The 26,132-nt window shown below is 62.8% G+C and carries 21 protein-coding genes; 13 read left to right on the top strand and 8 right to left on the bottom strand.

The genetic code is table 11. The annotated features are described in order from the left end of the window. Window positions 1–18 precede the first annotated feature (18 nt). From AC1VON_RS22155 to AC1VON_RS22145, 3 genes are all read left to right on the top strand, one after another. Window positions 19–306: a succinate dehydrogenase assembly factor 2 gene (locus AC1VON_RS22155; protein WP_172350328.1), complete on the top strand. Its 288-nt coding sequence runs from the start codon at window positions 19–21 to the stop codon at window positions 304–306. A 70-nt stretch (window positions 307–376) separates the two neighbouring features. Beyond that, window positions 377–3,874, top strand: coding sequence for a transcription-repair coupling factor (gene mfd, locus AC1VON_RS22150; protein WP_483124842.1), 3,498 nt, complete (start codon window positions 377–379; stop codon window positions 3,872–3,874). Between the two features lie 134 nt (window positions 3,875–4,008). Beyond that, the gene (locus AC1VON_RS22145) at window positions 4,009–5,382 is read left to right on the top strand and encodes a class II 3-deoxy-7-phosphoheptulonate synthase (protein ID WP_483124841.1); all 1,374 of its coding nucleotides are present in this window, start codon (window positions 4,009–4,011) and stop codon (window positions 5,380–5,382) included. Window positions 5,383–5,492: 110 nt separating this feature from the next. On the opposite strand, the gene AC1VON_RS22140 is transcribed toward AC1VON_RS22145, so the two are convergent. Then, window positions 5,493–6,563 carry a diguanylate cyclase domain-containing protein gene (locus AC1VON_RS22140; protein WP_483124840.1) on the bottom strand — a complete coding sequence of 357 codons (1,071 nt, stop codon included), beginning with the start codon at window positions 6,561–6,563 and terminating at the stop codon, window positions 5,493–5,495. Between the two features lie 413 nt (window positions 6,564–6,976). Here AC1VON_RS22140 and AC1VON_RS22135 point away from each other — a divergent pair, with 413 nt between their 5' ends. Both AC1VON_RS22135 and AC1VON_RS22130 read left to right on the top strand, forming a co-directional pair. After that, entirely contained in the window at window positions 6,977–7,393 is a 417-nt protein-coding gene (locus AC1VON_RS22135; protein ID WP_172350332.1) for a GFA family protein, read from the top strand. Between the two features lie 78 nt (window positions 7,394–7,471). Beyond that, a complete protein-coding gene (locus AC1VON_RS22130; RefSeq protein ID WP_140773321.1) occupies window positions 7,472–7,831 on the top strand; it encodes a diacylglycerol kinase in 360 nt (119 codons plus the stop codon). A gap of 30 nt (window positions 7,832–7,861) precedes the next feature. Here the strand turns inward: AC1VON_RS22130 and AC1VON_RS22125 are convergent, their stop codons facing one another. Continuing rightward, complete coding sequence (locus tag AC1VON_RS22125) at window positions 7,862–8,449, bottom strand: DedA family protein (protein ID WP_172350333.1); 588 nt, start codon at window positions 8,447–8,449, stop codon at window positions 7,862–7,864. Continuing rightward, on the bottom strand, window positions 8,446–9,009 hold the full coding sequence (locus AC1VON_RS22120; RefSeq protein ID WP_172350334.1) for a DUF1003 domain-containing protein: 564 nt from the start codon (window positions 9,007–9,009) through the stop codon (window positions 8,446–8,448). The genes AC1VON_RS22125 and AC1VON_RS22120 overlap by 4 nt, the downstream gene beginning before the upstream one ends. Window positions 9,010–9,103: 94 nt before the next feature. Here AC1VON_RS22120 and AC1VON_RS22115 point away from each other — a divergent pair, with 94 nt between their 5' ends. The 6 genes from AC1VON_RS22115 to gltX all read left to right on the top strand — a co-directional run bounded on the left by AC1VON_RS22115 (window position 9,104) and on the right by gltX (window position 17,414). Next, the gene (locus AC1VON_RS22115; RefSeq protein WP_172350335.1) at window positions 9,104–9,820 is read left to right on the top strand and encodes a DNA-3-methyladenine glycosylase I; all 717 of its coding nucleotides are present in this window, start codon (window positions 9,104–9,106) and stop codon (window positions 9,818–9,820) included. 108 nt (window positions 9,821–9,928) lie between these two features. Then, window positions 9,929–11,605, top strand: a complete 1,677-nt coding sequence (locus AC1VON_RS22110) for an NAD+ synthase (protein ID WP_483124839.1) — start codon at window positions 9,929–9,931, stop codon at window positions 11,603–11,605. Between the two features lie 56 nt (window positions 11,606–11,661). Beyond that, on the top strand, window positions 11,662–12,072 hold the full coding sequence (locus tag AC1VON_RS22105) for a GNAT family N-acetyltransferase (protein ID WP_483124838.1): 411 nt from the start codon (window positions 11,662–11,664) through the stop codon (window positions 12,070–12,072). A gap of 392 nt (window positions 12,073–12,464) precedes the next feature. After that, complete coding sequence (locus AC1VON_RS22100) at window positions 12,465–14,270, top strand: ABC transporter ATP-binding protein (protein WP_483124837.1); 1,806 nt, start codon at window positions 12,465–12,467, stop codon at window positions 14,268–14,270. Window positions 14,271–14,634: 364 nt separating this feature from the next. Next, on the top strand, window positions 14,635–15,813 hold the full coding sequence (locus tag AC1VON_RS22095; protein ID WP_483124836.1) for a hypothetical protein: 1,179 nt from the start codon (window positions 14,635–14,637) through the stop codon (window positions 15,811–15,813). A gap of 227 nt (window positions 15,814–16,040) precedes the next feature. Continuing rightward, the gene (gene gltX / locus AC1VON_RS22090) at window positions 16,041–17,414 is read left to right on the top strand and encodes a glutamate--tRNA ligase (RefSeq protein ID WP_483124835.1); all 1,374 of its coding nucleotides are present in this window, start codon (window positions 16,041–16,043) and stop codon (window positions 17,412–17,414) included. Here the strand turns inward: gltX and AC1VON_RS22085 are convergent. The 4 genes from AC1VON_RS22085 to AC1VON_RS22070 form a co-directional block, all read right to left on the bottom strand. Then, window positions 17,332–18,531, bottom strand: a complete 1,200-nt coding sequence (locus tag AC1VON_RS22085) for a DUF2865 domain-containing protein (protein ID WP_483124834.1) — start codon at window positions 18,529–18,531, stop codon at window positions 17,332–17,334. The genes gltX and AC1VON_RS22085 overlap by 83 nt on opposite strands. A gap of 163 nt (window positions 18,532–18,694) precedes the next feature. Beyond that, window positions 18,695–19,372, bottom strand: a complete 678-nt coding sequence (locus AC1VON_RS22080; RefSeq protein ID WP_172350342.1) for an outer membrane protein — start codon at window positions 19,370–19,372, stop codon at window positions 18,695–18,697. A gap of 190 nt (window positions 19,373–19,562) precedes the next feature. Further along, window positions 19,563–21,887 carry an NADP-dependent malic enzyme gene (locus AC1VON_RS22075; RefSeq protein ID WP_172350343.1) on the bottom strand — a complete coding sequence of 775 codons (2,325 nt, stop codon included), beginning with the start codon at window positions 21,885–21,887 and terminating at the stop codon, window positions 19,563–19,565. Window positions 21,888–22,062: 175 nt separating this feature from the next. Then, complete coding sequence (locus tag AC1VON_RS22070; RefSeq protein WP_172350344.1) at window positions 22,063–22,842, bottom strand: SDR family oxidoreductase; 780 nt, start codon at window positions 22,840–22,842, stop codon at window positions 22,063–22,065. A gap of 152 nt (window positions 22,843–22,994) precedes the next feature. On the opposite strand from AC1VON_RS22070, the gene AC1VON_RS22065 reads away from it, so the two are divergent. Both AC1VON_RS22065 and AC1VON_RS22060 read left to right on the top strand, forming a co-directional pair. Further along, on the top strand, window positions 22,995–23,777 hold the full coding sequence (locus AC1VON_RS22065) for a UDP-2,3-diacylglucosamine diphosphatase (RefSeq protein ID WP_056577406.1): 783 nt from the start codon (window positions 22,995–22,997) through the stop codon (window positions 23,775–23,777). Window positions 23,778–23,905: 128 nt separating this feature from the next. After that, a complete protein-coding gene (locus AC1VON_RS22060) occupies window positions 23,906–25,120 on the top strand; it encodes an MFS transporter (protein WP_483124833.1) in 1,215 nt (404 codons plus the stop codon). On the opposite strand, the gene dgcA is transcribed toward AC1VON_RS22060, so the two are convergent. Further along, the gene (gene dgcA / locus AC1VON_RS22055; RefSeq protein ID WP_483124832.1) at window positions 25,091–26,074 is read right to left on the bottom strand and encodes an N-acetyl-D-Glu racemase DgcA; all 984 of its coding nucleotides are present in this window, start codon (window positions 26,072–26,074) and stop codon (window positions 25,091–25,093) included. The two genes, AC1VON_RS22060 and dgcA, sit on opposite strands and share 30 nt — an antisense overlap. Window positions 26,075–26,132: the final 58 nt, after the last annotated feature.

The following is a 26,132-nucleotide window of genomic DNA, read 5'->3' as shown; positions in this document are numbered from 1 at the left end:
AAGCGAGGATGCGGCACAATGACCGGAACGAAACGATCAAGCGAGGGGCTGGACACCCACCGCCGCAAGCTCTTGTTCCGTTCCTGGCATCGCGGCATGCGCGAGATGGATCTGATCCTCGGCACGTTCGCCGACGCCGAGATCAGTGCCTTGACCGACGAGGAAATCGACCAATATGAGAGGCTCCTCGACATTCCCGACACCGAATTCCTACCGTTGATCACCGGTGAACGGCCGATCCCGGCGGATATCGATTGCGCCGTCCTGCAAAAGATCCTGGCGTCCCGCCGGACCATGACATTCTGAACAAAAGCAATTCCAGGAAAATGCGAAGCGGTTTTCCCACGGGAATTGCGACAAACAAGACCGTGATTTGATGAGCCTCATTCCCACCATTGGTCTGCCGAAAGGCCGTGCCGGCCAGTTCATCGTCGATGGAGTCGCCGATGGCTATGAAGCCTTCGCGCTGGTGCAGGCGGCCCTGGAAATCGCGCCCGACAAGCCGGTGCTGTTCGTGGCGCGCGACGGCCAGCGCCTGCCGGCGATCATCGAGGCGTTGGCCTTCGCGGCACCCGGCCTGCCGGTGCTGGAACTGCCGGCCTGGGATTGCCTGCCCTACGATCGCGTCTCGCCAGGTTCGGATGCCGCCGCCAAGCGCCTCGATGCGCTGACCGCGATGATCGCGCTGGCCAAGAAGCCACACCGCGCCGTCATCCTCACCACCGCCAATGCGTTGCTGCAGCGCATTCCGCCGGCCGACCTTGTCGAGGCACAGACCTTTCACGCCAGGCCCGGCAACCAGATCGACATGAACGCACTGGTATCACGGCTGGAAACGTCAGGCTTCGAGCGCGTGCCAACGGTGCGCGGTATAGGCGAATTCGCGGTGCGCGGCGGCATTCTCGACCTGTTCGCTCCGGGCTGGAGCGAGGCGCTCAGATTGGATTTCTTCGGCGATACGCTGGAATCGATCCGCGTCTTCGACGCCGCCACGCAGCGCACCACCGGCCAGCGCAAGTCGATGGCATTGCAGGCGATGAGCGAAGTGGCATTGACGCCCGAAACCATCAGCCGCTTCCGCCGCTCCTACATCGAGGCCTTTGGCGCGCCGCAGCGCGACGACGGGCTTTACGCGGCGGTCAGCGAGGGCAGGCGCTTCGCCGGCATGGAGCACTGGCTGCCGTTCTTCTATGAACGGTTGGAGACGGTATTCGACTATCTGCCGGACACGCCGGTTGTCTTCGACCATCTGGCGCATGAGGCGTTGGCCGAACGCCACACGCTGATCCTCGACCACTATGAGGCGCGTAAGAAGCAGGCCGACGCTGCGCTGAAAGATGCGGTGCCTTACAAGCCAGTGGCGCCCGATCTGCTCTACCTGTCGCCGGAAAACCTGATCGCCTCGCTCGGACCGCGCGAAGCGATCGACTTCACGCCCTTTGATGCTCCGGATGCCGGTGCGAAAAAGGTGTATCACGCCGGCTCGCGCCATGGCCGCAGCTTCGTCGAGGAGCGCGCCGATCCGAACGTCAACGTGTTCGATGTGGTCGTCAGACACATCGCCGACGAACGCGCCGCGCGCCGCCGTGTCGTCATCGCCGGCTGGACCGAAGGCTCGCTCGACCGGCTTGGCCAGATCCTGGCCGAGCATCATCTCGGCAATCTCAAGCAAGTCGAGACGCTGGCGGAAGCCGAACAACTCGAGCCGGGGCAGGCTGCTCTTGCCGTGCTGCCGCTCGAATCCGGCTTCGAGACCGAGAAACTGGTCGTCGTCGCCGAACAGGATATTCTGGGCGACCGGCTGATCCGGCGTTCGAAGCGCAAGAAGCGCGCGTCCGACTTCATTGCCGAGGCCTCGGCCTTGTCTGCCGGCGATATCGTCGTCCACGCCGACCACGGCATTGGCCGCTTCATCGGCTTGCGCACCATCGAAGCGGTCGGTGCGCCGCATGACTGCCTGGAAATCCACTATGCCGGCGACGACCGGCTGTTCCTGCCGGTGGAGAACATCGAGCTTCTGTCGCGCTATGGCTCTGATACAGCCGAGGCGACGCTGGACAAGCTTGGCGGCGGTGCCTGGCAGTCGCGCAAGGCAAAGCTGAAGCGGCGCCTGCTCGACATGGCCGGGCAGCTGATCCGCATCGCCGCCGAGCGGCAGATGCGCGCCGCCCCGGCGTTGGTGCCGGCCGAAGGCCTCTATGACGAATTCTCAGCCCGTTTCCCCTATGAGGAAACCGACGACCAGCAGAGCGCGATCGATTCGGTGCGCGACGATCTTGGCGCCGGCAAGCCGATGGACCGGCTGATCTGCGGCGATGTCGGCTTCGGCAAGACCGAAGTGGCGCTGCGCGCCGCCTTCATCGCCGCCATGGAAGGGTTCCAGGTTGCGGTGGTGGTGCCGACGACGCTGTTGTCGCGTCAGCATTTCAAGACGTTTTCGCAGCGTTTCTCCGGCCTTCCCATCCGGGTCGCCCAGGCCTCGCGGCTGGTCGGCGCCAAGGAGCTGGCCGAAACGAAGAAGGCGCTGGCCGAGGGGCAGGTGGACATCGTTGTCGGCACCCATGCGTTGCTCGGATCCTCGATCTCGTTCAAGAATCTCGGCCTGCTGATCATCGATGAGGAGCAGCACTTCGGCGTCAAGCACAAGGAGCGGCTGAAGGACCTGAAGACCGATGTCCATGTGCTGACGCTGTCGGCGACGCCGATCCCGCGCACGCTGCAACTGGCGCTGACGGGCGTACGCGAACTGTCGCTGATCGCCACCCCGCCGGTCGACCGCATGGCGGTGCGCACTTTCATCTCACCCTTCGATCCGCTGGTCATTCGTGAGACGCTGCTGCGCGAGCGTTATCGCGGCGGGCATTCCTTCTATGTCGTTCCGCGCATCAGCGATCTCGCGGAAATCCATGATTTCCTGAAGGAATCTGTTCCCGAATTGAAGGTGGCGGTGGCTCATGGCCAGATGCCGCCGGGCGAACTCGACGACATCATGAACGCCTTCTACGACGGGCAATATGATGTGCTTTTGTCGACCACCATCGTCGAGTCCGGTCTCGACATACCGACCGCCAACACGCTGATCATCCATCGCGCCGACATGTTCGGCCTGTCGCAGCTCTACCAGTTGCGCGGCCGCGTCGGCCGTTCCAAGGTGCGCGCCTATGCGCTGTTCACACTGCCCGCCAACCGCAAGCTGACCGACACGGCCGAGCGCCGGCTGAAGGTGCTGCAGTCGCTCGACACGCTCGGCGCCGGCTTCCAGCTCGCCAGCCACGATCTCGATATTAGGGGCGCCGGCAATCTTCTGGGTGAAGAACAGTCCGGCCACATCAAGGAGGTCGGCTTCGAACTCTACCAGCAGATGCTGGAGGAGGCCGTCGCCGAGGTGAAGGATTCCGGCGAGGTCCAGGATGGCGGCTGGTCGCCGCAGATCGCCGTCGGCACGGCGGTGATGATCCCGGAAAGCTATGTGCCGGACCTGCAGCTCAGGCTGGCGCTCTACCGCCGTCTTGGCGATCTCGAAAACACCGAGGAGATCGACGCCTTTGGCGCCGAGCTCATCGACCGGTTCGGCCCGCTGCCGGACGAGGTGAAGCATCTCCTGAAGATCGTCTTCATCAAGGCGCTTTGCCGCAAGGCCAATGTCGAGAAGCTCGATGCCGGGCCGAAGGGCGTCGTCATCCATTTCCGCAAGCGCGAATTCTCCAATCCGGTCGGGCTGGTCAAGTTCATCGGCGAGCAGGGCTCGCTGGCCAAGATCCGGCCGGACCACAGCGTCGTCTTCACCCGCGACTGGCCAACGGCCGAAAAGCGTCTGGCGGGCTCGGCGGTGGTCATGACGCAATTGGCAAGGCTGGTCGAGAAGGCGGCATAGCCCAGCCTGCCCATTCGCCAGCGCTGAAATTCCGGTCTAGAATAGGAAATCGGCTTCGTGTATGGAGCCGCCAACCCATATAGGGGTGGAAATGCGGGCGAGGGTGTTCGCCGGAAAGAGCGTTGGGTGCAGCGATGACGAAATGGTCGCCGAATTCGTGGAGAGCAAAGCCGATCAAGCAGGTTCCTGCCTATCCGGATCTTGCCGCGCTGAAAAACACGGAAGCCCAGCTCGCCACCTTTCCGCCGCTGGTTTTTGCCGGTGAGGCACGCAAGCTGAAGAAGCAGCTCGCCGCGGTCGCAGCCGGCGAAGCCTTCCTGCTCCAGGGCGGCGATTGCGCCGAGAGCTTTGCCGAACATGGCGCGGACAACATCCGCGACTTCTTCCGCGTCTTCCTGCAGATGTCGGTCGTGCTGACTTTTGCCGGCGCACAGCCTGTGGTGAAGGTCGGCCGCGTTGCCGGCCAGTTCGCCAAGCCGCGCTCGTCCGACAACGAGACCAAGGGCGGGGTGACGCTGCCGAGCTACCGCGGCGACATCATCAATGGCATCGAATTCGATGCCAAATCGCGTATTCCCGACCCAGCCCGCCAGGAAATGGCCTACCGCCAGTCGGCGGCGACGCTCAACCTTCTGCGCGCTTTCGCGCAGGGCGGTTATGCCAGCCTGGAGAACGTGCATCGCTGGATGCTCGGCTTCGTGTCCGACAGCCCGCAAGGCGAGAAGTACGAGTCGCTGGCCAACCGCATCACCGAGACGATGGACTTCATGAAGGCCGTCGGCATCACCTCGGAGACCAACTACGCGCTGCGCGAGACCGATTTCTACACCAGCCACGAGGCGCTGCTGCTCGGCTATGAAGAGGCGCTGACCCGCGTCGACTCGACCTCCGGTGACTGGTACGCCACGTCAGGCCATATGATCTGGATTGGCGACCGCACGCGCCAGCCCGACCATGCCCATGTCGAATATTGCCGTGGCATCAAGAACCCGCTCGGCCTGAAATGCGGCCCATCGCTGACCGCTGACGGCTTGCTTGAACTGATCGACCTGCTCAACCCCGAGAACGAGCCCGGCCGGTTGACGCTGATCGCGCGCTTTGGTTCGGACAAGGTCGCTGATCATCTGCCGAAGCTGGTGCGCGCGGTGCAGAAGGAAGGCCGCAGCGTGGTCTGGTCGTCTGACCCGATGCACGGCAACACCATCGAGGCAGCCGGCTACAAGACGCGGCCGTTCGACCGCATCCTGAAGGAGGTGCAGACCTTCTTCGAGGTGCACCGCGCGGAAGGCACGCATCCGGGCGGAATCCATGTCGAAATGACAGGCAAGAACGTGACCGAATGCACGGGCGGCGCGCGCGCCATCACGGCCGAGGAATTGCAGGACCGCTACCACACCCATTGCGATCCGCGCCTCAATGCCGACCAGGCGATCGAACTGGCCTTCCTGGTCTCGGACCTCCTGAAGAAAAGCCATCCGGTGCAGCACAAGCAGGTCGCCAACGGCTGATCCCAACCAATTGACCGGTAAAGAAAAAGGCGCCTGGGAAACCCGGCGCCTTTCCTTTTTCAGCTCATCGTTTGCGCTCCCGCCTAAGCCGGCGCGATCGGCAAAAGACATCAGTCTTTCTTGTAGAGCAGCCAGCTCTTGCCGGCGCGGCCGGCCATGGTGGAATGCTTGGTGACGCGATTGCGGCCGCTGACCTTCGAGCGATAGAGCGCACGGTCGGCTTTCGTGTAGAGGTCCTCGGGGCCTTCGGCCTCCGACGCCATGCAGATGCCCATCGACACCGTCACGGTGCCGTAATTCATACCGGTCTGGCTGCTGGTGAACGGCGTCTGTTCGATCAGGGCGCGAATGCGCTCGGCGATCTCGTAGGTGGCGTCTTCGCTGGCGCCCTCGATGATCAGCGCGAACTCCTCGCCACCGGTACGGGCAACGAACATGTCGCCGCGGATGCTGGTCTGGAAAATGTCGGCGATGATCTGGATGATCTTGTCGCCGACCGGGTGACCGTAGCGATCATTGATATCCTTGAACCGATCGATGTCGGCAAGGATCAGGGCATTGAACAGGATGCCCTTGTTGCTGTTGTAGATCCGGGTGATTTCCTTGTCGAAGGCGCGCCGGTTCCAGATATGGGTCAACGGATCGGTGTCGGCGAGCCGCTTGTACTCTTCGAGCTTCGACTTGACGCTCTCGAGTTCGGTCGTCTTGTCATTGAGCGTCGAGGCGACCTGCCGGCCATGATCAATGGTCGAGTTGGTGGCGATCGACATGGCGTTGGCGATCTTGTGCAGGAGATCCTGCGAAAGCAGGCTTCGGTTACTCAGGCCGCTCGATGTCTCATCGAGAATCCTGCCGTATTTTTCGATGTGGCCGCGCTCGCTCCGCAACAGCGATGCGACTTCCTCGAGCTCCCTGGCGATGACGTCCCGCGCATGCTCGACAATGTCTGGGCCATGGTTATGGGCAAAGAAAGAACGGCCGATCTTGTCCAACTCGTCCTGTGTCGGCCGGTTGCTCAGCGAGAGCACGGCAAGGCCAAGTTCGCGATTGGTGCCGCTCAGGGCCTCGTAGAAGATCTCGTAATTGCGCGGCAGGCCGAGCACGCCGAGCTGACGCATCGTGGCGACAACGGCGGAGACGATATCGGTGCCTTGTTCGGTTGGGGCGGATGCCGGCTGCATGTCTAGTTCACTCGTCCCCTCGGATCCCGGCGCGGAATTTGCGGGTTCCATTGATCGCCGCCCTGGGGAGCGCTAGCCGATAGTCCAAAACATCTTGCGAAGAGACCTGTCCCCACCCATGACCTTCGCTTGACGCAACCATAAATGCGGTAGCGCTAAAGTTTCCTTAATTTGCACGATTCCCGCAAGTTTTCTCTACCTGTGGCTGTAGAAGCATAAACTTTCGCATCACGGTCGCGAGACAAGACCCAATTTGGCGCGTTGAATTCGAAATCCGTGCGGCGCGCTGCTGGAAATGAAACTGAATTTCGAATTCGCCACGCCAATCGATGTCGTATTTGCTTGCGCGCAATCCCCGCAAAGCTGGAATCTTGGCAATGATGCTGGACGAGGTTTCTTCAAGGGGTGCCAAAATGAGCGACAGTCACCGGGGATCATGCCTGTGCGGAGCGGTCCGCTTCCGGACGCACGGGGCGTTGCGTGATGTCGTCTACTGCCATTGCTCGCAATGCAGGAAGCAGAGCGGGCATTTCTATGCCGCGACCAATGTTGCCGACGCCGACATCGTCATCGAAGGCGCCGAAAGCATCACCTGGTATGAAGCGTCCGATTTCGCCAGGCGCGGTTTCTGCAAGACATGTGGGTCGGTGCTTTTCTGGAAGCCGAGGGATCAAGGCTACATTTCGGTCATGGCGGGATCGTTCGACAAGCCGACAGGCCTCAAGGGCGACTGTCATATCTTCGTTGGCGACAAGGGCGACTATTATTCGATCGACGACGGACTGCCCCAATTTGAAAAGTCGACGCCTTCGATAGCGGTCGCCGAATGAATTTTGGACGAGACGCCTTATTCCCTTGATCGGGCCGTTGCTTTATCTCGTGCCGGTAATTCGGACAGAGGTTTGGGCATGCAGCGGCTGATCGACGCTTTTTTCAATTCGGTGCGGGCGTTTCGCAAGCTGGCCGCCAGCGAGAAGGCTTTCCAGCAGGAATTGCTGCTGTTGCTGCTCGCCTTGCCGGCCGGGTGGTTCGTTTCCGTCTCGTGGCGTGGCTACGCCTTGCTGATCGGGGCGGTGCTGCTCCTGATCATGGTCGAGGTGCTGAACACCGGGATCGAGGCCGCCTGCGATGCGTTCAGCCGCGAGTTCAATGTCGACATCCAGCTGGCCAAGGATTGCGGTTCGCTAGCCGTGCTGATTTCGGTATTCATCGTCGCCGGCGTCTGGGGCATCGCGCTCATCGAGCGGATCACCGGCTTTCCCATCTGACCTTCCGCCCGACTATGGAGGCTGGCGGCATCACTGTTCACGGTTACGCTCGCGGCTGGCGATGTGGCGGGCGACAAGCCAGGCCAGCACGGCCACGGTGAGGCCGATGCCAAGCCCGATCAGCAGTCGTTCGTGGCGCAGCAAGGCCTGGCCAACGAAATGCTCGGCGCCCAGCCCAAAAACATAGCCAATGGTGCTGAACACCACCGCCCAGATCACCGATGAGATGGCGTTGAGGATGACGAAGCGGGGTGCTGCTATGGTCGACAGGCCGGCCGCGATGCCGCCGACCAGGCGCATGCCGTAGACATAGCGGTTCGACAGCACGAAGATGTTGGGATGGGTGTTGAGCAGGCGGTAGGCGCGGCGGAAGCCGGGCCGCCTGCGCAGCCTGACGACATGACGGTTGTCTGCGAAACTTCTGCCCAGGATGAAGAAGAAGGTATCGCCGGCGAAGGCGCCGAGCGCTGCCGCGACAAAGGCGTGCCAAAGCACGAAAACATGCTGGTGGGCGAAGAAGCCGCCGAGGATCGCGGCACTTTCCCCTTCGGCGACACAGCCGACGAAGACGGCGAGCAGCCCGTACTGTTCGATGAAATGATGGATCGCTTCGGTCATGAGGACTGGGTCTGGGGAGCGAGCCGTTCGTCGATCCGCTTCAGCTGTTCGGCTATCTGCGCGATCTCGTCGCGCATGCCGATGATCTGGCTGTGGCGCAATTCGTCCAGCTTTTCGTGCAGTGCCATGATCTCGATTTCGGCCTTGAGGTTGACCTCGTAGTCATGGGCAGCGTCGATGCGGTCGCGCGCCGCCTGGCGATTCTGCGACATCATGATCACCGGCGCCTGCAGGGCAGCGATCATCGACAGCACCAGGTTGAGGAAAATGAAGGGGTAGGGGTCGAACGACTTTTGTCCTAGCAGCCACCAGTTGGCACCGATCCATAGGATCAGGAAGGCGATGGATGACAGAATGAACGTCCACGAACCACCGACACGCGCGATGGCATCGGCGATACGATCGCCCGCGCCCTGAAGGCCGGTAAGATTGTCGTTGATGTCCTGTGATATGGGTTTGCGGTCGACAGTGCTTTGCAGCACCCGCCTCTCGAGCTCGCTCAAATTCTCTGGGTTTCGCCTCAGCCATCGATTGGCCAGTTCGGGCACTGTCTTGTTCATGGACGTCTCCACACCAAAGCGTTGGCTTGGCAGTTTCGTCTCCATATAGGAAGATGCCGTACCTTCAAAAGCGCGGCATGGAGATGGAGGCAAGATGCCAGATTTCGCCAAAATCCGCGCCCGTACAGCCAAACGCAAGGGTGGGGAAGCGGAGCTTTCAACGCTGCTGGGGCCGGTGCCCGACAATGCCGCAGTCGCCGACATCCCGGACGATCGCATTCTGTCGACCATGGCCGAGCGAATCTTTGCCGCCGGTTTTGTCTGGCGCGTTATTGAACAGAAGTGGCCGGGTTTCGAGGAGGCGTTTCTGCGTTTCGAGCCGAAGCGGCTGTTGTTCCAGCCTGACGATTTTTGGCACGATCTGGCTTCCGACCCGCGCATCGTGCGCAATCCGCAGAAGATCAAATCCGTCCGCGACAACTCTGCCTTCGTCGAACGCGTGTCCAAGGAACATGGCGGCTTCGGTCATTTCCTTGCCGACTGGCCAGCGGATGATCAGGTCGGACTGATGGCCTATCTCGGCAAGCATGGCAGCCGGCTGGGCGGCAATACCGGCCAGTATTTCCTGCGCTGGCTGGGCTGGGACGCCTTTGTCATTTCGCCCGACATGGCGGCGGCCCTTCGTGACGCAGGCCTCGATATCGCCGAAAGCCCGACTTCGAAGAGGGACCTCGACAAGATCCAGGCCCAGATCAATCAGTGGGTGGCGGACACGGGCCTGCCGCGCCGGCACATTTCGCGCATCCTGGCGATGTCGATCGGCGACAACCATTCCCCGCAGTCGTTGCGCGAATATATGGGCGACGACTGATCGCCGGTCTGGGCGCGAATGACCCCAGGTCATTCGGATCGGCACGGTCTGGGGTGGTCCAAACGAACGCCATTGCTCGGGCAATTCCGCCGCGCTAAGTCAGCAGGCATGACCAAGAAGCCCGACATACTGCGCATCGCGATCGCCCAGCTCAACCCGACAGTCGGCGATGTCGCCGGCAACCTCGCCAAAGCCCGCGAGGCGAGGGCGGATGCCGCGCGCCAGGGCGCCGATCTCGTGCTCTATACCGAGCTTTTCCTCGCCGGTTATCCGCCGGAAGATCTCGTGCTGAAGCCGGCCTTCCTCAAGGCATGCGAGCGGGCGGCGCAAGAGTTCGCCGCCGATACATCGGATGGCGGCCCGGGCGTCATCATCGGCACACCGCTGAAGCGCAAGAGCGGCACGCACAATTCGATCATCGTCGCCGATGGCGGCAAGATCCTGGCCGAACGCTACAAGCTTGACCTGCCGAACTATGGCGAGTTCGACGAAAAGCGCGTCTTCCAGGCCGGGCCGGAACTGCAGGGCCCCGTCAATTTCCGCGGCGTGCGGCTGGGCATCCCGATCTGCGAGGACATCTGGGGCGACGTCGCGGTGTGCGAGACACTGGCCGAGAGCGGCGCTGAAATTCTGCTGGTGCCGAACGGCTCGCCCTATTATCGCGCCAAGATCGATGTGCGCCATCAGGTTGTCATCAAGCAGGTCATCGAATGCGGCTTGCCGATGATCTATGCCAACCAGCTCGGCGGTCAGGACGAGCTGATCTTCGACGGCGCGTCCTTCGCCATCGGTGCCGACAAGAGATTGGCTTTCCAGATGAGCCAGTTCGAGGACGCGATCGACGTCACCACGTGGAAACGCACGGAGGAGGGCTGGGTCTGCTCGGAAGGGCCGATGTCGAAGATCCCCGAGAGGGAGGAGGCCGACTATCGCGCCTGCATGCTGGGCCTGCGCGACTACGTCAACAAGAATGGCTTCAAGAATGTGGTGCTGGGCCTGTCGGGCGGCATCGATTCGGCGATCTGCGCTGCCCTTGCCGTCGACGCGCTCGGTGAGGAGCGGCTGCGCGCGGTGATGATGCCCTACCGCTATACGTCGAAGGATTCGCTGAAGGATGCCGAGGACTGCGCCCGCGCGCTCGGCTGCCGCTATGACATCGTACCGATCTTTGAGCCCGTCGAAGGGTTCATGCACGCGCTGACGCAGCTTTTCGAAGGCACCAAGGAAGGCATCACCGAGGAAAACCTGCAGAGCCGCGCGCGTGGCACCATCCTGATGGCGATCTCCAACAAGTTCGGCTCGATGGTCGTCACCACCGGCAACAAGAGCGAGATGTCGGTCGGCTATGCCACTCTCTATGGTGACATGAATGGCGGCTTCAACCCGATCAAGGATCTCTACAAGATGCAGGTCTATGCGCTGTCGCGCTGGCGCAACAGCCATGTGCCGCCGGGCGCGCTCGGACCGTCGGGCGAGGTCATCCCGAAGAACATCATCGACAAGGCGCCGTCGGCGGAATTGCGGGAAAACCAGACCGACCAGGATTCGCTGCCGCCCTATCCGGTGCTGGACGACATCCTCGAATGCCTGGTCGAAAACGAGATGGGCGTCGACGACATTGTGGCGCGTGGCCATGACCGGGCGACGGTGACGCGCATCGAGCATCTGCTTTATATCGCCGAATACAAGCGTCGGCAGGCCGCGCCTGGCGTGAAGATCACCAGGAAGAATTTCGGCCGCGACCGCCGTTATCCCATCACCAACCGTTTCAGGGATCGTGGATAAGGCGCGGTTCGTCCACCGGGCGAAAATGCGCGATGCCGCGAGGCGAGGACACAGCCATGCAAGACTGTGAGATCAGTTTCGACCTCGCGCGGATCGACTTCCGCGCGACCTCGGACCTGTTGATGACGAGCTACTGGGGGGCCGGACGCAGCGATGAATTTCATCGCCGGGCCTTTGCCAATTCGTTCTGCGCCGCCGCTTACATAGACTGCCAACAGGTCGGTTTCGGCAGGGCGATCACCGATCGCACGGTGTTCGCCTATCTCGCCGACATCATCGTCTGGCCGCGGCATCGCGGGCAGGGCATCGGCTCGCGGCTGGTGCGGGGGCTCATCGATCATCCCGAGCTCGGCACCGTCTCGCACTGGAGCCTGTCGACCAGCGACGCGCATGGCGTCTATGAGAAACTGGGTTTCAAGGCCTCGACGGACGGCCGATACATGCGCCTCGATCGCTCGCCCCAATGACGGGCATGCGGCCAAAGCTTCTATCGGCTATTGTTGCAAAATAATCTCAGTCCTTGGACCAGATACGCTTTGGTCAGGAGCTGGCCTTGGCGATGCATCGGGCCGTCTCTATAAGAGCCATTCCGCGATTCATTTGCGGGAGGTCCGAATGGCAGTATTTCACATGGTAATGCGAGGCCGCGAAGCCTAGGTCTCATCCGGCGCTCCGCGAAGATCTACTCTTCGCGCCGAAGCCGGATTGGGCACGGGCTTATGCCGATGCCGGTCGCCGCCCTGACAGGGGCGTGACGCCAAAATATGCCAGTCCGCTTCCGGGCATCATCAGCCCCTTGCGCGGCTTCTTCAATTTTCGACTTTACTGGGATCGGGCTCGTTTGCGCCCGAATGACATCATGGCTCGTCTTAAGATCGATTTGCGCGCGAGCGCGTTTCGCAGCGTTCTTGGTTTCTCGCTCACCCACTGGCGGCGCCAGCCGTGGCGGCTTTCGCTCATCATGGGCGGTTTCCTGCTATCGACGCTGGCCGATGTCCTGACGCCGCTTTATTCCGGCCGGCTGGTCGACGCCGTCGCCAGCAGTGCCGGCGCGGACGCCATTGCCTGGAATGCCGCGATGACGGCGTTCTCGATTCTGATGGGGCTGGCGCTGACCGGCGTCGTGCTGCGCAACCTGGCGTTCATGGGCATCGTCGAACTGACGCTCAAGATGATGGCCGACATCGCCGCCGATGCCTTCCATCGCGTCCAGCGGTTTTCCACCGATTGGCACGCCAACAGCTTTGCCGGCTCGACCGTGCGCAAGGTGACGCGCGGCATGTGGGCGCTCGACCTGCTCAACGACACCATCCTCATCGCGCTGCTGCCGTCCGTCGTCATGCTTGTCGGCTCGACGCTGCTGCTCGGCTGGTTCTGGCCGCTGATGGGGGCGGTCGTTGCCGCCGGCTCGGTGCTGTTCATCATGGTGACCGCAATGCTGTCGCTTGGCTATGTCGCGCCGGCGGCAAGGCTCGCCAACACGTGGGATACACGTCTGGGCGGCTCGCTGGCCGACGCGGTGAGCTGCAACGCCGTGGTCAAGGGTTTTGGCGCCGAGGAGCGCGAAGAGCGCCGCTTCGCCAGGGTTATCGCCAAATGGCGAGGACGCACGCGCCGCACCTGGGTGCGCGGCACCGTCAACGGCACCACCCAAGGGGTGCTGCTGCTGGCCATGCGCGCCGCGGTGATCGGTCTGGCGCTGATGCTGTGGTCATGGGGGCAGGCGAGCGCCGGCGACGTCGCCTTCGTGCTGACCTCGTTCTTCGTGCTGCAGGGCTATTTGCGCGATATCGGCACGCATATCCGGAATTTGCAGCGTTCGATCAACGACATGGAGGAATTGGTCGATTTCCAGTCCGAGCCGCTCGGCATCGAAGACCGGCCCGGCGCCGGGCCGATCCGGATCACGCAAGGGGCCATCAGCTTCGACAACGTCACCTTTCACTATGGCAATCACCGGACGCCGCTCTATCGCGACTTTTCGGTCGATATCGCTCCGGGCGAACGTGTCGGGCTCGTTGGGCACTCGGGGTCGGGCAAGACGACGTTCGTCAAGCTCATCCAGCGGCTCTATGACTTGAATGCAGGCAAGATCCTGATCGACGGCCAGGATATCTCGCAGGTGGCGCAAGCGTCGCTGCGCGGGCAGATCGCCATCGTCCAGCAGGAGCCGATCCTGTTCCACCGGTCGCTCGCCGAAAACATTGCCTATAGCAGGCCGAGCGCGACGCAGGCCGAGATCGAACATGCCGCCAGGCTGGCGAGCGCGCACGACTTCATCGCCAACCTGCCGAAGGGTTACGGCACGCTGGTCGGCGAGCGCGGCGTGAAATTGTCGGGCGGCGAGCGGCAGCGCGTGGCGATCGCGCGCGCCTTCCTTGCCGATGCGCGCATCCTGATCCTGGACGAGGCGACATCGAGCCTGGATTCGGAATCGGAGGTGCTGATCCAGCAGGCGATGGAGCGGCTGATGGTCGGCCGCACCACGCTGGTCATCGCGCACCGGCTTTCGACGGTGCGGGCGCTCGACAGGCTGCTGGTCTTCGATCGCGGCAACATCGTCGAGGAAGGCTCGCATGACGAACTGATCCGGCTGAAGGGCGGCATCTACCGACGCCTGTTCGAGCGCCAAGCGCTCGAGCTGACCAAGGGACTTGCCATCTGATCTGGGGTGGCCTTCGGCTTCGTTCGGAGGCCACCTCTATCAGGCGCTGTCGGCCGGTCGGGAGTGGCGGTGCACGCAACCGCAGGGGGGGGCCGAACCTGTTGCGAACGCATCGGCGGGGGCTCCCCGTCACCCAGCCTATGCTGGCCGAGCCAATCCGTGACGCGAAGCGATATCCAGGTCCTCTTGCGGATCCTGAGCTTGAGACATTTTGTTTATGATGCCGATCGAGATACGTTGTCTCAACCATTGATTGCTATAGCTTTGCTCAAAGCAACCCAAGGAAGATCTTCGTATCTCCTGGGATCCCGATTGATCAGCGCAGGGTTTCGCCCTCCGGCAGACGACCTCCATAGGCCTCACGATGCATCTTGTTTCCGCAAATGCCGGTGTGAAAAGCGTGGCTGCGCCGTCGGTGCTGGAGACGCAACACGGCACGGTTCGGCCGCTCGCAGCCGAAGATCTCGAGCGTGTCGCCGCACTCTTCCTGACGAAGTTTCGGCGGCGACATCACCTTCTCGATCGCGCGATCGCGGAGACGGCCGAGTATATGAAAAAGATCTATCTTGAGCCTGCCGGCCAGCCCGGTGAGAGCAACGCTCTTGTCCAGATCAACCCGCAGGGCCGTCTGGGAGGCTTCCTCGGGGTCCTGAAAGCCCGCTACGAACTCAACGGAGCGGCATTGAACGCGGCGATCATCGGGCCGCTCATGGCCGACCCCGGCACCGATCACGGCTCGGCCGGACCGCAACTGCTGCGTGCCGTGCATCAAGGCGCATTCGATCTGCACCTGACCAATTCGGCCAATCGGGTATCCTTGGCCTTCGCGCGCCCGATGAAGTATCAGCTGCTGCCGGTGCATTGTCTGGGATGGACCTGCATTTTCCGGCCGGCCGCGATGGCCGCCGCCGTGGCGCGCGGCAAATGGCCGGGCCTGCCTCGCTTCGCGCTCGATCCTTGCGCCAGAGCATTCGACGCTCTTGCGACAAAAAGATTCGAGCCGCCCGCTCAGCACTCCTCTTCACACCGGGTCCATCGCGAACCGATGGACGCCGCGCAATTTGCGGAGCGGTTGCCGACCCTGGTGTCCGATTACTCGCTTCGGCCGCGTTGGCAGGATGGGGAGCTGCCACGGCTGCTCGCTCTGGCGGCCGAGAAGCGGGCCGACGGTCCCCTTCATTTCGGCGGGACCTACGACGAAACAGGCAAGATACTCGGCTGCTACGCTTTCTACGGCCAAGCCGGCGGCATCGCGAACCTGCTGCAAATCCAGGCCTCCGGATCTCACTGGGGCGCGACGCTGGATGGCCTGATCGCCGACGCGAGGAATATGGGCTGCGTGGGCATCACCGGGCAAACGCAAGGCAGGTTCATGCCTCAGCTCTTCGGCTACAAGAATGTCTTCCTCCGCTACGCCGGGGGGACGATGGTCCGCTCGCGGATCGCCGAGGTCACGGAAGCGGTCCGCTCCGGCGACATCTTCATCGGTGGCTTGATGGGCGACCGCTGGACCCGCCTCAGTTCCGATGATTTCGGCCGCTGATCACCCTCGGCGACCGGTTCGGATGTCCCGGCCCGCCAAGAGTTGACCTAAGGCGGCAGGAACCGAACGGCATCATAATCTCGACCGGCGTCGGCTCCGCCCGCCGGCTGCGCTCGAACGCAGCACGCGCTGCCCGGTCTTTTCATTGCGCGCGCCATGTTCTATGTCTGCGGCACAGCGCGGGGGCGCATCTTGTCAATCACAAAGGCATCCGGTACGCCCCATCCATGACAGTTACCGTTCGTTTCGCCCCGTCACCGACCGGCCGCATCCATATCGGCAATGCGCGCACCGCTCTCTTCAACTGGCTGTTTGCCCTGAACAACAAGGGCCGCTTCATCCAGCGCTTCGACGACACCGACATCGCCCGCTCGAAGCAGGAGTTCGCCGACGCCATCCTCTACGACCTGCATTGGCTGGGCATTTTCCCGGACGCCACCGAATATCAGTCGCGGCGTTTCGAGATCTACGACGCGGCCGTCGAACGGCTGAAGGCGGCGGGCGTTCTCTATGCCTGCTACGAAACGCCGGAGGAACTCGATCTCCGGCGAAAAGTGCGCCGCACGCGCGGCCTGCCGCCGGTCTATGGCCGCGAGGCCCTGGCGCTGACCAGAGAGCAGGTCGCCGAATACCAGGCCGACGGGCGCCGGCCGCACTGGCGTTTCCTGCTGCCCAATTTCTCGGACGATCCGCAGCAGCCCGAACGCACCGACATACACTGGAACGATCTGGTGCGCGGCGAGGAAACGGTCGATCTCGCTTCGCTCTCGGATCCGGTGCTGGTGCGTGAGGACGGCACCTATCTCTACACGCTGCCGTCCGTCGTCGACGACATCGAGATGGGCATCAGCCACGTCATCCGTGGTGACGATCATGTCACCAATACCGGCGTGCAGATTGCCCTGTTCAAGGCGCTGGGCGCCGAGCCGCCGGTTTTCGGTCACCACAATCTTTTGACCACCGTCTCGGGCGAGGGACTGTCGAAGCGCACCGGGGCGCTCTCCATTGAAAGCCTGCGCGAGGACGGCATCGAGCCGATGGCCGTCGTTTCGCTTGCCGTCCTGGTCGGCACCTCGGAGAATGTCGCGGCCGCGCATGACCTGGCTGAACTCGCAGGCCATTTCGACCCGGCCGCGACTTCGAAATCATCGGCCAAGTTCGATCCGGACGAGCTGTTCGTGCTCAACCGCGTGCTGCTGCACCACATGCGCTTCGACGAGGCCCGAGACAGGCTGATGGTGCTCGGCATCTCGGGCGACCAGGCCGAACCTTTCTGGTTGGCGGTGCGCGGCAATCTCGACCGGCTCGCCGATGCGGTGGGCTGGTGGCGCATCCTGCGCGAAGGTCCGCAGGAACGGTCCGATTTTTCCGCCGACGACCGCGATTTTCTTCGTCAGGCTTTCGATGTCCTGCCGGAAGAGCCCTGGAACGGGACAGTCTGGAAGGATTGGACAGGCAAGATCAGGGAAGCGACCGGGCGCAAGGGCAAGGGGCTGTTCATGCCGCTCAGGCTTGCGCTTACCGGACTGCCTTCGGGGCCGGAGCTTGCAGATTTATTGCCGCTGATGGGTCGGGAAGGAACGTTGGCCCGACGACCCTGACCTTGCGCTGTTCCGGCGGCAAGGCGGACACGGGCGATGTCACCGGCTTGGCGGAAAGCCGCTTGATGGCTTCGCGGTCGAGCCCGCCTTCCATATTGGCCAGGGTTTCCGGGTCGGCGCCCGGATCGGGCTTGGAGGCAGGGACCGGAATGAACGGTGCCGCGTCCGTTTCGGGCTGCGACGGTTGCCGATTTGGCGGGTTGCCGCCAATGATCTGGAAGTTCTGCGCGGCATTGCAGCCGCAAGCCGGTGGGCGCGGCATGTTGGACTGCTTGTAGAGATAGGCGGTCGGCAGTTCGCTATAGGGCCTGCCGGTGACCGATGACGTCATCGCGGCGGAATCGTCATCCATGCCGCGCGAATAGAAGACCTGCATCTCGGTGCCGGGGCAGCTTGATTCGCAATTCTTCTGGTCGCGCTCGAAATCGCCGACCGAGGCCGCGTTCGACATCGGGAAGAAGTAGCCATCGCAGGTACGTACGCACATCGTGCGGAACTCGCCGCCGGCACTCGGGAAATCGGGAACCCCGGGCTGGTTCAAAACCCTGCTGATATTGCGCTCCCCATCGGGATCGTCGGGCTGGTCAAGCGTGTCGCTCCGCTGGCTGTCGTTGCCGAAAAGCTGGTCGAACAGGTTCGCGTTGCCGCCTTCTCCACGGTCGGCTTCCTGCAGCGGAGCGTGGCGCGGCGCAACCGTGTCGTCGCGGCAACCATTGGTGTCGAGCGCGGCCAGGATGCGGCCACGGTCACGACGCGATCCGCCGCCGGCGAGCTGGGCGCGCTTGGCCTGGAGACTGTCGAGGTTGGCGTTCATGCGGTCGATGGTGGCGTTGAGCCCGGCGCATTGATTGACGTTGCGGGAAAACAGCGAAAATCCGCACCCGGCGCTGTCCGCCTGGCCACGGGCCTTGGAGATCTGCTCGCGCTGCCGGTCGATCGCGGCATCGTATTTCCGGATCATTGCCGGGCCGCCGCCGCCGCGCGAAGCCGCGGCGAGATCTGCCTCCAACTGACGGCAAACTCGCGAGGCGGCCTGTGGTTCGGTGATGGCGGCGCCGGACAGCAGGAGGCCAAGCAGCATGGCAGTATGCGCCCGCTTCAACCCTGCGCTTGTCATCCGCCTCAAATCCCGCTTGCCTGTGGTCGCCAAGCTACCCCGTTCGCGGTTAATCGTCTATTTCGGATGCAGTCCGGCGGTTGGCCGAAAGCCGTCAAGTCGCTGCAGCAGGCGGGTTCAATCGGCCGAGCAACAACAGTTAGCGGCAGACCGCTCCGGCCGGTCAGAACTTGTAGTTCATGCCGATCCTGACCGTATTGAACGTGTTGTCGAAGGTGGTGTTGGAGTTGGCTCCATAGTCGATGGTCTGGTCCCGCAGATCGACGTATTGATATTCGAACTTTGCCGACCAATGATCCGTGATCGCTTGCTCCATTCCAGCGCCGATGGTCCAGCCGACCTTGGTGTTCTTTTCGGAACTGTTCAAGGGACCGTCGAGATATTGGTTTTCGACGCTGCCAAACGCCAGGCCACCGGTCCCGTAGATCAGGGTGCGATCGAACGCATAGCCCGCCCTGGCGCGAAGCGTTCCAAACCAATCCACCTTGGTGTCGTAAGTATCGCCTCCGCCGACATTGATCTCGTCGGAGTGGCCCTTGATGTCGGCTCCGGAAAAATCGGCCTCCACGCCGAGAACGGTGGAATTGATCTGGTAGTTGTAGCCGAGCTGGATGCCGCCCAGGAAACCGTCGGTATCGTAGTTCTGAGAACCACGGATTGTCGGTGTGTTCGGCAAGTTGTAAGCCGCATCGGTCCTTCCGAAACCGTAGCCAATCTGCCCGCCGATATAGACGCCGGACCAATCGTGGACGGTTGCAGGCTCGGCACTGATAGCGTCCGCGGCCAGAGCTTGTCCGCTGATCAGGGACAGCAATGCGGATGCAAGCAACAAACCCTTCATGACGTCCTCACCGTCAAATCATATGCGAAACCATATCAGGTCGGCTTTCGGTGCGAAATCCGCTCCCGGCCAACACCGGCTTTCCGCAATCGCAAGTTGCCGACCGGCAACACCCCGAGTCGGAATGCGGTGGTTGCCGGCGCGCGCCGGCAAGCCTCCTGCGGGCCAGGTCGAACCGCCGGAGCCCGGCCTAGTCCAGATTGGCGATAGCCTGCGCCTTGTGCGCGGCCTCGACCACGGCGAGCGCCGTCATGTTGACGACACCGCGCGATGTCACCGAGGGCGTCAGAATGTGCGCCGGCATATCGGTGCCAAGCAGGATCGGCCCAACATGCAGCGCATCCATCATCGCGCGCAGCGCCGTCAGCGTGATGTTGGCCGAATCGAGGTTCGGGAACACCAGCAGATTGGCTTCACCCTTCAGGCGCGAATGCGGATAGACGCGCTGGCGCAGAGGTTCCGACAAGGCTGAATCGGCATGCATTTCGCCGTCGCACTGAAGTTCCGGCGCGATGCGCGCCAGGATCGCCGCCGCCTGCCGCATCTTCAGCGCGCTTGGCGAATCGCGCGAGCCGAAATCCGAATGCGACAGCAGTGCCGCCTTGGGCTCGATGCCGAAGCGCTGGATTTCCTCCGCCGCCAGCACGGTCATCTCGGCGATCTCCTCCGCCGTCGGGTCGACGGAGACGTGCGTATCGGTGAGGAAGATGATGCCTCGCTGCGAGATCAGCATGGACAGCGTCGACAGGTCATAGTCCTTGATGCCGGCGCGTGGGCCGATGATTAGTGTGACGTTGCGCAGGTGCCGCTCGAAGCGTCCTTCGAGGCCGCAGACCATGGCGTCGGCATCGCCGCGCTTCAGGGCGAGCGCCGCGATCACCGTATTGTCGGTGCGCACCATGGTGCGCGCGGCCTCCGTCGTGACGCCGCGCCGGCCGGCAAGTTCGATCAGGAGGTCGACATAGTGGCGATAGCGCGGATCGTCCTCGGGGTTGATCAGGCCGAAATCGACGCCCGGCTTGATGCGCAGCCCGTAGCGTTTCAGCCTGACCTCGATGACGTGCGGACGGCCGATCAGGATCGGCTCGGCAATGCCTTCCTCCAGCACCACCTGGGCGGCGCGCAGCACGCGCTCATCCTCGCCATCGGCATAGATGACGCGCTTGGCGCTCGACGCCTTGGCGGATGAGAATACCGGCTTCATCACCAGGCCGGAGCGGAAGACGAAACGGTTGAGCTTGTCGATATAGGCGGTGAAATCGGTGATCGGCCGTGTCGCCACACCGGTGTCGCAGGCTGCTTTGGCGACGGCCGGCGCGATGCGCAGGATGAGCCTGGGATCGAAGGGCGAGGGGATAAGGAAATCAGGCCCGAAGATCGGCGTCTCGCCCGAATAGGCGCGCGCGGCGACGTCCGAAGGCTCTTCGCGGGCAAGGGCGGCAATGGCCCGCACCGCGGCCATCTTCATCTCTTCATTGATGGCGCTGGCACCGCAGTCGAGCGCGCCGCGGAAGATATAGGGGAAGCACAGGACGTTGTTGACCTGATTGGGAAAATCGGACCGGCCCGTGCAGATCATGGCATCGGGTCGTGCCGCGCGCGCCACTTCCGGCATGATCTCGGGATTGGGGTTGGCCAACGCCAGGATGAGCGGCTTCGGCGCCATGTGCTGCAGCAGCTCCGGCTTCAATACGCCGGCCGCGGAGAGGCCGAGGAAGACGTCGGCGCCCGGGATGACATCGGCCAGCGTGCGCGCCTCGGTGTCCTTCACATAGGGGTCTTTCCAGCGGTCCATCTCGTCGGTGCGGCCCTTGTAGGCGACGCCGAAACGGTCGGTGACCCAGATGTTTTCGACCCGCGCGCCGAGCGAGACCAGGAGGTTGAGGCAGGCAAGGGCGGCCGCACCCGCGCCGGAGGTGACGATCTTTATGTCCGAAATGGTCTTGCCGGCGAATTCCAGCCCGTTGAGCACGGCGGCGGCGACGATGATGGCGGTGCCGTGCTGGTCGTCGTGGAACACCGGTATGCTCATGCGGGCTTTAAGCCGCTCTTCGACTTCAAAACATTCCGGCGCCTTGATGTCCTCGAGGTTGATGCCGCCGAAAGTGGGTTCAAGAGCGGCGACGGTCTCCACCATGCGTTCGATCTCGGGGGCATCGATCTCGATGTCGAAGACATCGATGCCGGCGAACTTCTTGAACAGGACCGCCTTGCCTTCCATCACGGGCTTGGAGGCGAGCGGGCCGATATTGCCGAGACCGAGTACCGCCGAACCGTTGGAGACGACGCCGACCAGGTTAGCGCGCGCCGTATAGTCGGCGGCGGTCGCCGGATTGTCGCGGATCTCCAGGCAAGGGGCGGCGACACCGGGCGAGTAGGCGAGCGCCAGGTCGCGCTGGTTGCCAAGCGGCTTGGTTGCCTGGATTTCGAGCTTTCCCGGTGTCGGGTGCTTGTGGAAGTAAAGGGCGGCTTCGTCGAGGTCCGAACGTGCCGTTTTCTTGCTCTCGCCTTCCATGCGGCCGCTCCTCGAAACCTGTGTTGGGAGTCCTTTTAGCATGCGGCCAAGATTTTTCGCGATGCTAATTGACGCGCCGGAAGCTTTAAACGCCGGCGCGTCAAAAATCATTAGATGTCAGATTCTTACGGCTGTTTCATGCCAGATGAATCCCGCCGCGTCGCGGACCTTTCGATCAGAAGGCGCTGACGTAGAGACCGCCGTCGACCGGTATGTTCTGCCCGGTGAGATAGCCGGCATGGACCGAGCAGAGGAAGGCGCAGATCTGGCCGAATTCCTCCGGCGTGCCGAGCCGCTTGGCCGGCACATCAGCGCTGATGCGGGTCTTGCGCGCGGCGGCAGCGGCGGGTTCCTCGACGGTGCCGGCCTCGTGCGGCCCGCGCAGCCGGTCGGTGTCGAGCTTGCCCGGCAAGAGACTGTTGATGGTGACGTTGCGGTCGATCACCGTTCGCGCCACGCCGGCGAGGAACGAGGTCAGGCCGGCGCGTGCGCCCGACGACAGGTCGAGGCCGGGGATGGGGACATAAACCGACAGCGAGGTGATGTTGACGATGCGGCCGAAGCCGCGCTTTGCCATGCCGTCGAGGACGGCCTGCACCAGCTCGATCGGCGTCACCATGTTCTGGGTGACGCCTTCGAGGATTTTCGCGCGATCGAGCTCGCGGAAATCGCGTAGCGGCGGACCACCATTGTTGTTGACGAGAATGTCGGGTTCGGGGCAGGCAGCAAGCAGCGCCTTCTGTACCTCGGGCTTGGAGACGTCGCCGACGACCTCCGTCACCGTCACGCCATAGCGCTCGCGCAGCTCGGCAGCGGTTTTGGCCACCAGTTCGGCATTGCGCCCATTGACGACGATGTCGCAACCGGCCTCGGCCAGCGCCATGGCGCAGCCTTTCCCAAGCCCCTTGCTCGAAGCGCAGACGATTGCCTTCTTTCCGCGGATACCGAGATCCATGACGACTTCTCCTGTGATCAGGCCGGCAAGCTAGTCCTTAGACTGGACCAATCGCAACCGTCATACGGTTGTTGCATGAATCGAGGCATAGGCTGCTCGAAAGCAAGGGTGAAATCGCGATGTCAGGCCAAGAGCCCCGCACTTTCCGTAGCATGTTCATTTCCGACGTCCATCTCGGCTCGAAGGCGGCCAAGGCCGAATTCCTGATCGATTTCCTTAGATACCATGACGCCGACATCATCTATCTGGTTGGCGATATCGTCGATGGCTGGCGGCTGCGGCGTAGCTGGCACTGGCCGCAAAGCCACAATGACGTCGTGCAGAAATTGCTGCGCAAGGCGCGCAAGGGCGCCAGCATCACCTATATAGCCGGCAACCACGACGAGTTCGCCCGCCAGTTCCAGGGCGTGCATTTCGGCGGCATCGTCGTCGCCGACCGCGCGATCCATGAAACAGCCGACGGCAAGCGCCTTCTTGTCATCCATGGCGATCAGTTCGACACCGTCGTTCACAACCAGCGCTGGCTCGCCTATCTCGGCGATCATGCCTATGACGCGGCGATGATCGTTAACCGCGTGGTGACGCGGTTGCGCCAATTGCTCGGCCTGCCTTACTGGTCGTTCTCGTCCTGGGCCAAGGTCAAGGTCAAGAAAGCGGTCAACTTCATCGGCTCGTTCCAGACCGTGCTGACCGAGGAAGCCCGCCGCTCGCATGTCGACGGCGTCATCTGCGGCCATATCCACCATGCCGCGATCGAGAATTTCGACGATGTGCGCTACATCAACACCGGCGACTGGGTGGAAAGCTGCACGGCCGTGGTTGAGCACTTCGACGGCCGGATGGAAATCCTGACCTGGGCGCAAATCCTGCCCGAAGCGCCGGACGAGCCCTTTATCCCGATGCTCATCGAAGATCGGGTGGGGCAGGCGGCCTGACCCGAATTCTCGCCGGTTTTCGGCGTCAATCGATTAGTCCAGCCGGTTTCCCCGGATTTTCCACCATGTTAAGGGATCGATCTACGTTGCTGGCCGGCCGGCCAAGTGCGGCGTAATTGGATCGATTCATGTCCCTGCCGCCGCTTTCGCCAGAACAGCTCGTCAAGCCGCGCCATTTCGAACTGCGCATGAGCCTTATCTTCGGCACGCTGTTCATATCGCTCGGCACGCATCTGCCCTATTTCCCGCTCTGGCTGCAGGCCAAGGGCTTTCACGCCGAGCAGATTGCGGTCATCCTGGCGGCGCCCATGTTCCTGCGCGTGGTGACGACGCCGTTGCTGACGACGCTCGCCGACCGGGCGCGAGACCGCGCCGATGTCTATGTCTCGCTGGTGGCAGCCTCCCTGTTGCTCTCGGCGGGTTATTTCCTGACACCGACCTACGCCATGGTGCTGGCGGTGTCGCTTGCCCTGACCATTGTCTGGACGCCGCATTCGCCGATCGCCGATTCGCTGGCGCTTTCGGGCGTGCGCCGCTTCGGTTCGAACTACGCAAGCATGCGCAAATGGGGTTCGATCTGCTATCTCTGCGCCAATGTCGCGGGCGGCTTCATCCTGGCGGCTACCGGTCCGCAAGCCGTTCCGGTGATCATCTTTCTCGCTCTTGGCGCGGCGCTCGTCGCGGGGCTGCTGGCGCCGCGCATGGGGCGGCCGCGCAAGGCCTCGCCGCTGTCGGCCGCGGAAATCCAGCACGCGGCGCCGAGCCTGTTCAATGCCTATTTCCTCTACTTCACCTTTGGCGTCGGCATCATCACCGCCAGCCACGCCTTCCTCTACGGCTTCGTTTCCATCTACTGGAAATCGATCGGCATCAGCGATTCCGTCGTCGGGCTGCTGTGGGCTTGGGGCGTGGTGTCCGAAGTCTGCATGTTTTTGTTTTTCAATCGCATTTTCGCCTCCATATCCGTCGTCAGGGTGATGGTCATCGCCGGCATCGGGTCGATCGTGCGCTGGATCGTCTTTCCACTGGTATGGCCGCTCGGACTCGGCGTCGCCGGCTTCTTCGCCGTGCAGTCACTGCATTCGGTGTCTGTCGCGATGGTGCTGATCGGCCTGCAGAAGATGATCGCCGAGACCGTCTCCGAGGAGCGCACGGGCGCCGCGCAAGGCATTGCCTATTTCTTCAACGGCTTCTTCATGGCCGCCGTTACGCTCGCGTCCGGTCCGCTCTATGACCGTCTCGGCGTCGATGGTTTCCTGGTGATGATCCCGATCGCGATCATTGGCCTCATGCTGATAGGGCTTGCCGCGCGCTCAGCCCCAAAGCGCCCGGTCCGGGGGTGAGACGAGCGAACCCTGGTAGACGAGACCCGGCACACGGTCGCGCGCAAGCAGAAGCGGGCCATCGAGGTCCACGAAATCGGCGTCCTGGGCGAGCAGGACCGCCGGCGCCATGGCAAGCGATGTGCCGACCATGCAGCCGACCATGATGCCAAAACCCAGTTCGCGGGCGCGGTCACGCAACACGAGCGCCGCGGTCAGTCCGCCGGACTTGTCGAGCTTGATGTTGACGGCATCGTAGAGGCCGACAAGCGCTTCCAGGTTCTTCGCCTCATGCACGCTTTCGTCGGCGCAGATCGGCACCGGATGCGCGATATCGCGCAGGATTTCATCCCTGCCGGCGGGCAGGGGCTGCTCGACAAGCGCAATGCCTTGCTCCGCGGCAAAGGCGAGGTTCGCGACGATGTTGTCGTCGGTCCAGCCTTCATTCGCATCAAGGATGATTCGGCTCCCGGGTGCCGCCTGTCTCACCGCCTGGATCCGGGCGATGTCATTGTCACCGCCGATCTTGACCTTCAGCAGCGGCCGGCCGGCGTTGGCACGGGCCTGTGCCGCCATCGCCGCGGGTTCGCCGAGCGATAGTGTGTAGGCAGTTTCCAATGGACGCGGCGGAGCTGGCCAGATTGCGTGCGCAACCGGGCTGTTACCCATCTTGGCTTCAAGGTCCCAGAGGGCGCAGTCGACCGCGTTGCGGGCGGCCCCCGCCGGCATTGCGCCGAGCAGGGCGGTCCGGTCGATGCCGCCGGCTATCCGCTCGCGCATCGCCTCTATCGCGGCGTGCACGCCGTCCATGGTCTCGCCGTAGCGTTTGTAGGGAACGCATTCGCCGCGACCGCTATGACCATCCTGGCTGATCGTGCAGGTTATGACCTCGGCCTCGGTCTTCGAACCACGTGAAATGGTGAAGGTCCCGGCGATCGGGAAACGTTCGGCCTCAACCGAAATGACACGCGCCATATTTTTCTGCTCCGGCTATGCGAGAACGGCGTCGTCGGCAAATCGACAGCTTGGTTCC

This window comes from Mesorhizobium sp. HAY1-8B (genome assembly GCF_056868045.1).
Note: the sequence above shows the minus strand (reverse complement) of the source record. Positions and strands in the feature narration are given on the sequence as shown.

What these genes read in the sequence shown, in the direction of transcription:
- mfd (WP_483124842.1), top strand. Translation starts at nt 377, where the DNA reads ATGAGCCTCATTCCCACCATTGGTCTGCCGAAAGGCCGTGCCGGCCAG.
- gltX (WP_483124835.1), top strand. Translation starts at nt 16,041, where the DNA reads ATGACAGTTACCGTTCGTTTCGCCCCGTCACCGACCGGCCGCATCCAT.
- AC1VON_RS22155 (WP_172350328.1), top strand. Translation starts at nt 19, where the DNA reads ATGACCGGAACGAAACGATCAAGCGAGGGGCTGGACACCCACCGCCGC.
- AC1VON_RS22140 (WP_483124840.1), bottom strand. Translation starts at nt 6,563, where the DNA reads ATGCAGCCGGCATCCGCCCCAACCGAACAAGGCACCGATATCGTCTCC.
- AC1VON_RS22075 (WP_172350343.1), bottom strand. Translation starts at nt 21,887, where the DNA reads ATGGAAGGCGAGAGCAAGAAAACGGCACGTTCGGACCTCGACGAAGCC.
- AC1VON_RS22085 (WP_483124834.1), bottom strand. Translation starts at nt 18,531, where the DNA reads ATGACAAGCGCAGGGTTGAAGCGGGCGCATACTGCCATGCTGCTTGGC.
- AC1VON_RS22095 (WP_483124836.1), top strand. Translation starts at nt 14,635, where the DNA reads ATGCATCTTGTTTCCGCAAATGCCGGTGTGAAAAGCGTGGCTGCGCCG.
- AC1VON_RS22135 (WP_172350332.1), top strand. Translation starts at nt 6,977, where the DNA reads ATGAGCGACAGTCACCGGGGATCATGCCTGTGCGGAGCGGTCCGCTTC.
- AC1VON_RS22120 (WP_172350334.1), bottom strand. Translation starts at nt 9,009, where the DNA reads ATGAACAAGACAGTGCCCGAACTGGCCAATCGATGGCTGAGGCGAAAC.
- AC1VON_RS22065 (WP_056577406.1), top strand. Translation starts at nt 22,995, where the DNA reads ATGTTCATTTCCGACGTCCATCTCGGCTCGAAGGCGGCCAAGGCCGAA.
- AC1VON_RS22145 (WP_483124841.1), top strand. Translation starts at nt 4,009, where the DNA reads ATGACGAAATGGTCGCCGAATTCGTGGAGAGCAAAGCCGATCAAGCAG.
- AC1VON_RS22060 (WP_483124833.1), top strand. Translation starts at nt 23,906, where the DNA reads ATGTCCCTGCCGCCGCTTTCGCCAGAACAGCTCGTCAAGCCGCGCCAT.
- AC1VON_RS22100 (WP_483124837.1), top strand. Translation starts at nt 12,465, where the DNA reads ATGGCTCGTCTTAAGATCGATTTGCGCGCGAGCGCGTTTCGCAGCGTT.
- AC1VON_RS22130 (WP_140773321.1), top strand. Translation starts at nt 7,472, where the DNA reads ATGCAGCGGCTGATCGACGCTTTTTTCAATTCGGTGCGGGCGTTTCGC.
- AC1VON_RS22070 (WP_172350344.1), bottom strand. Translation starts at nt 22,842, where the DNA reads ATGGATCTCGGTATCCGCGGAAAGAAGGCAATCGTCTGCGCTTCGAGC.
- AC1VON_RS22105 (WP_483124838.1), top strand. Translation starts at nt 11,662, where the DNA reads ATGCAAGACTGTGAGATCAGTTTCGACCTCGCGCGGATCGACTTCCGC.
- AC1VON_RS22125 (WP_172350333.1), bottom strand. Translation starts at nt 8,449, where the DNA reads ATGACCGAAGCGATCCATCATTTCATCGAACAGTACGGGCTGCTCGCC.
- AC1VON_RS22110 (WP_483124839.1), top strand. Translation starts at nt 9,929, where the DNA reads ATGACCAAGAAGCCCGACATACTGCGCATCGCGATCGCCCAGCTCAAC.
- dgcA (WP_483124832.1), bottom strand. Translation starts at nt 26,074, where the DNA reads ATGGCGCGTGTCATTTCGGTTGAGGCCGAACGTTTCCCGATCGCCGGG.
- AC1VON_RS22115 (WP_172350335.1), top strand. Translation starts at nt 9,104, where the DNA reads ATGCCAGATTTCGCCAAAATCCGCGCCCGTACAGCCAAACGCAAGGGT.
- AC1VON_RS22080 (WP_172350342.1), bottom strand. Translation starts at nt 19,372, where the DNA reads ATGAAGGGTTTGTTGCTTGCATCCGCATTGCTGTCCCTGATCAGCGGA.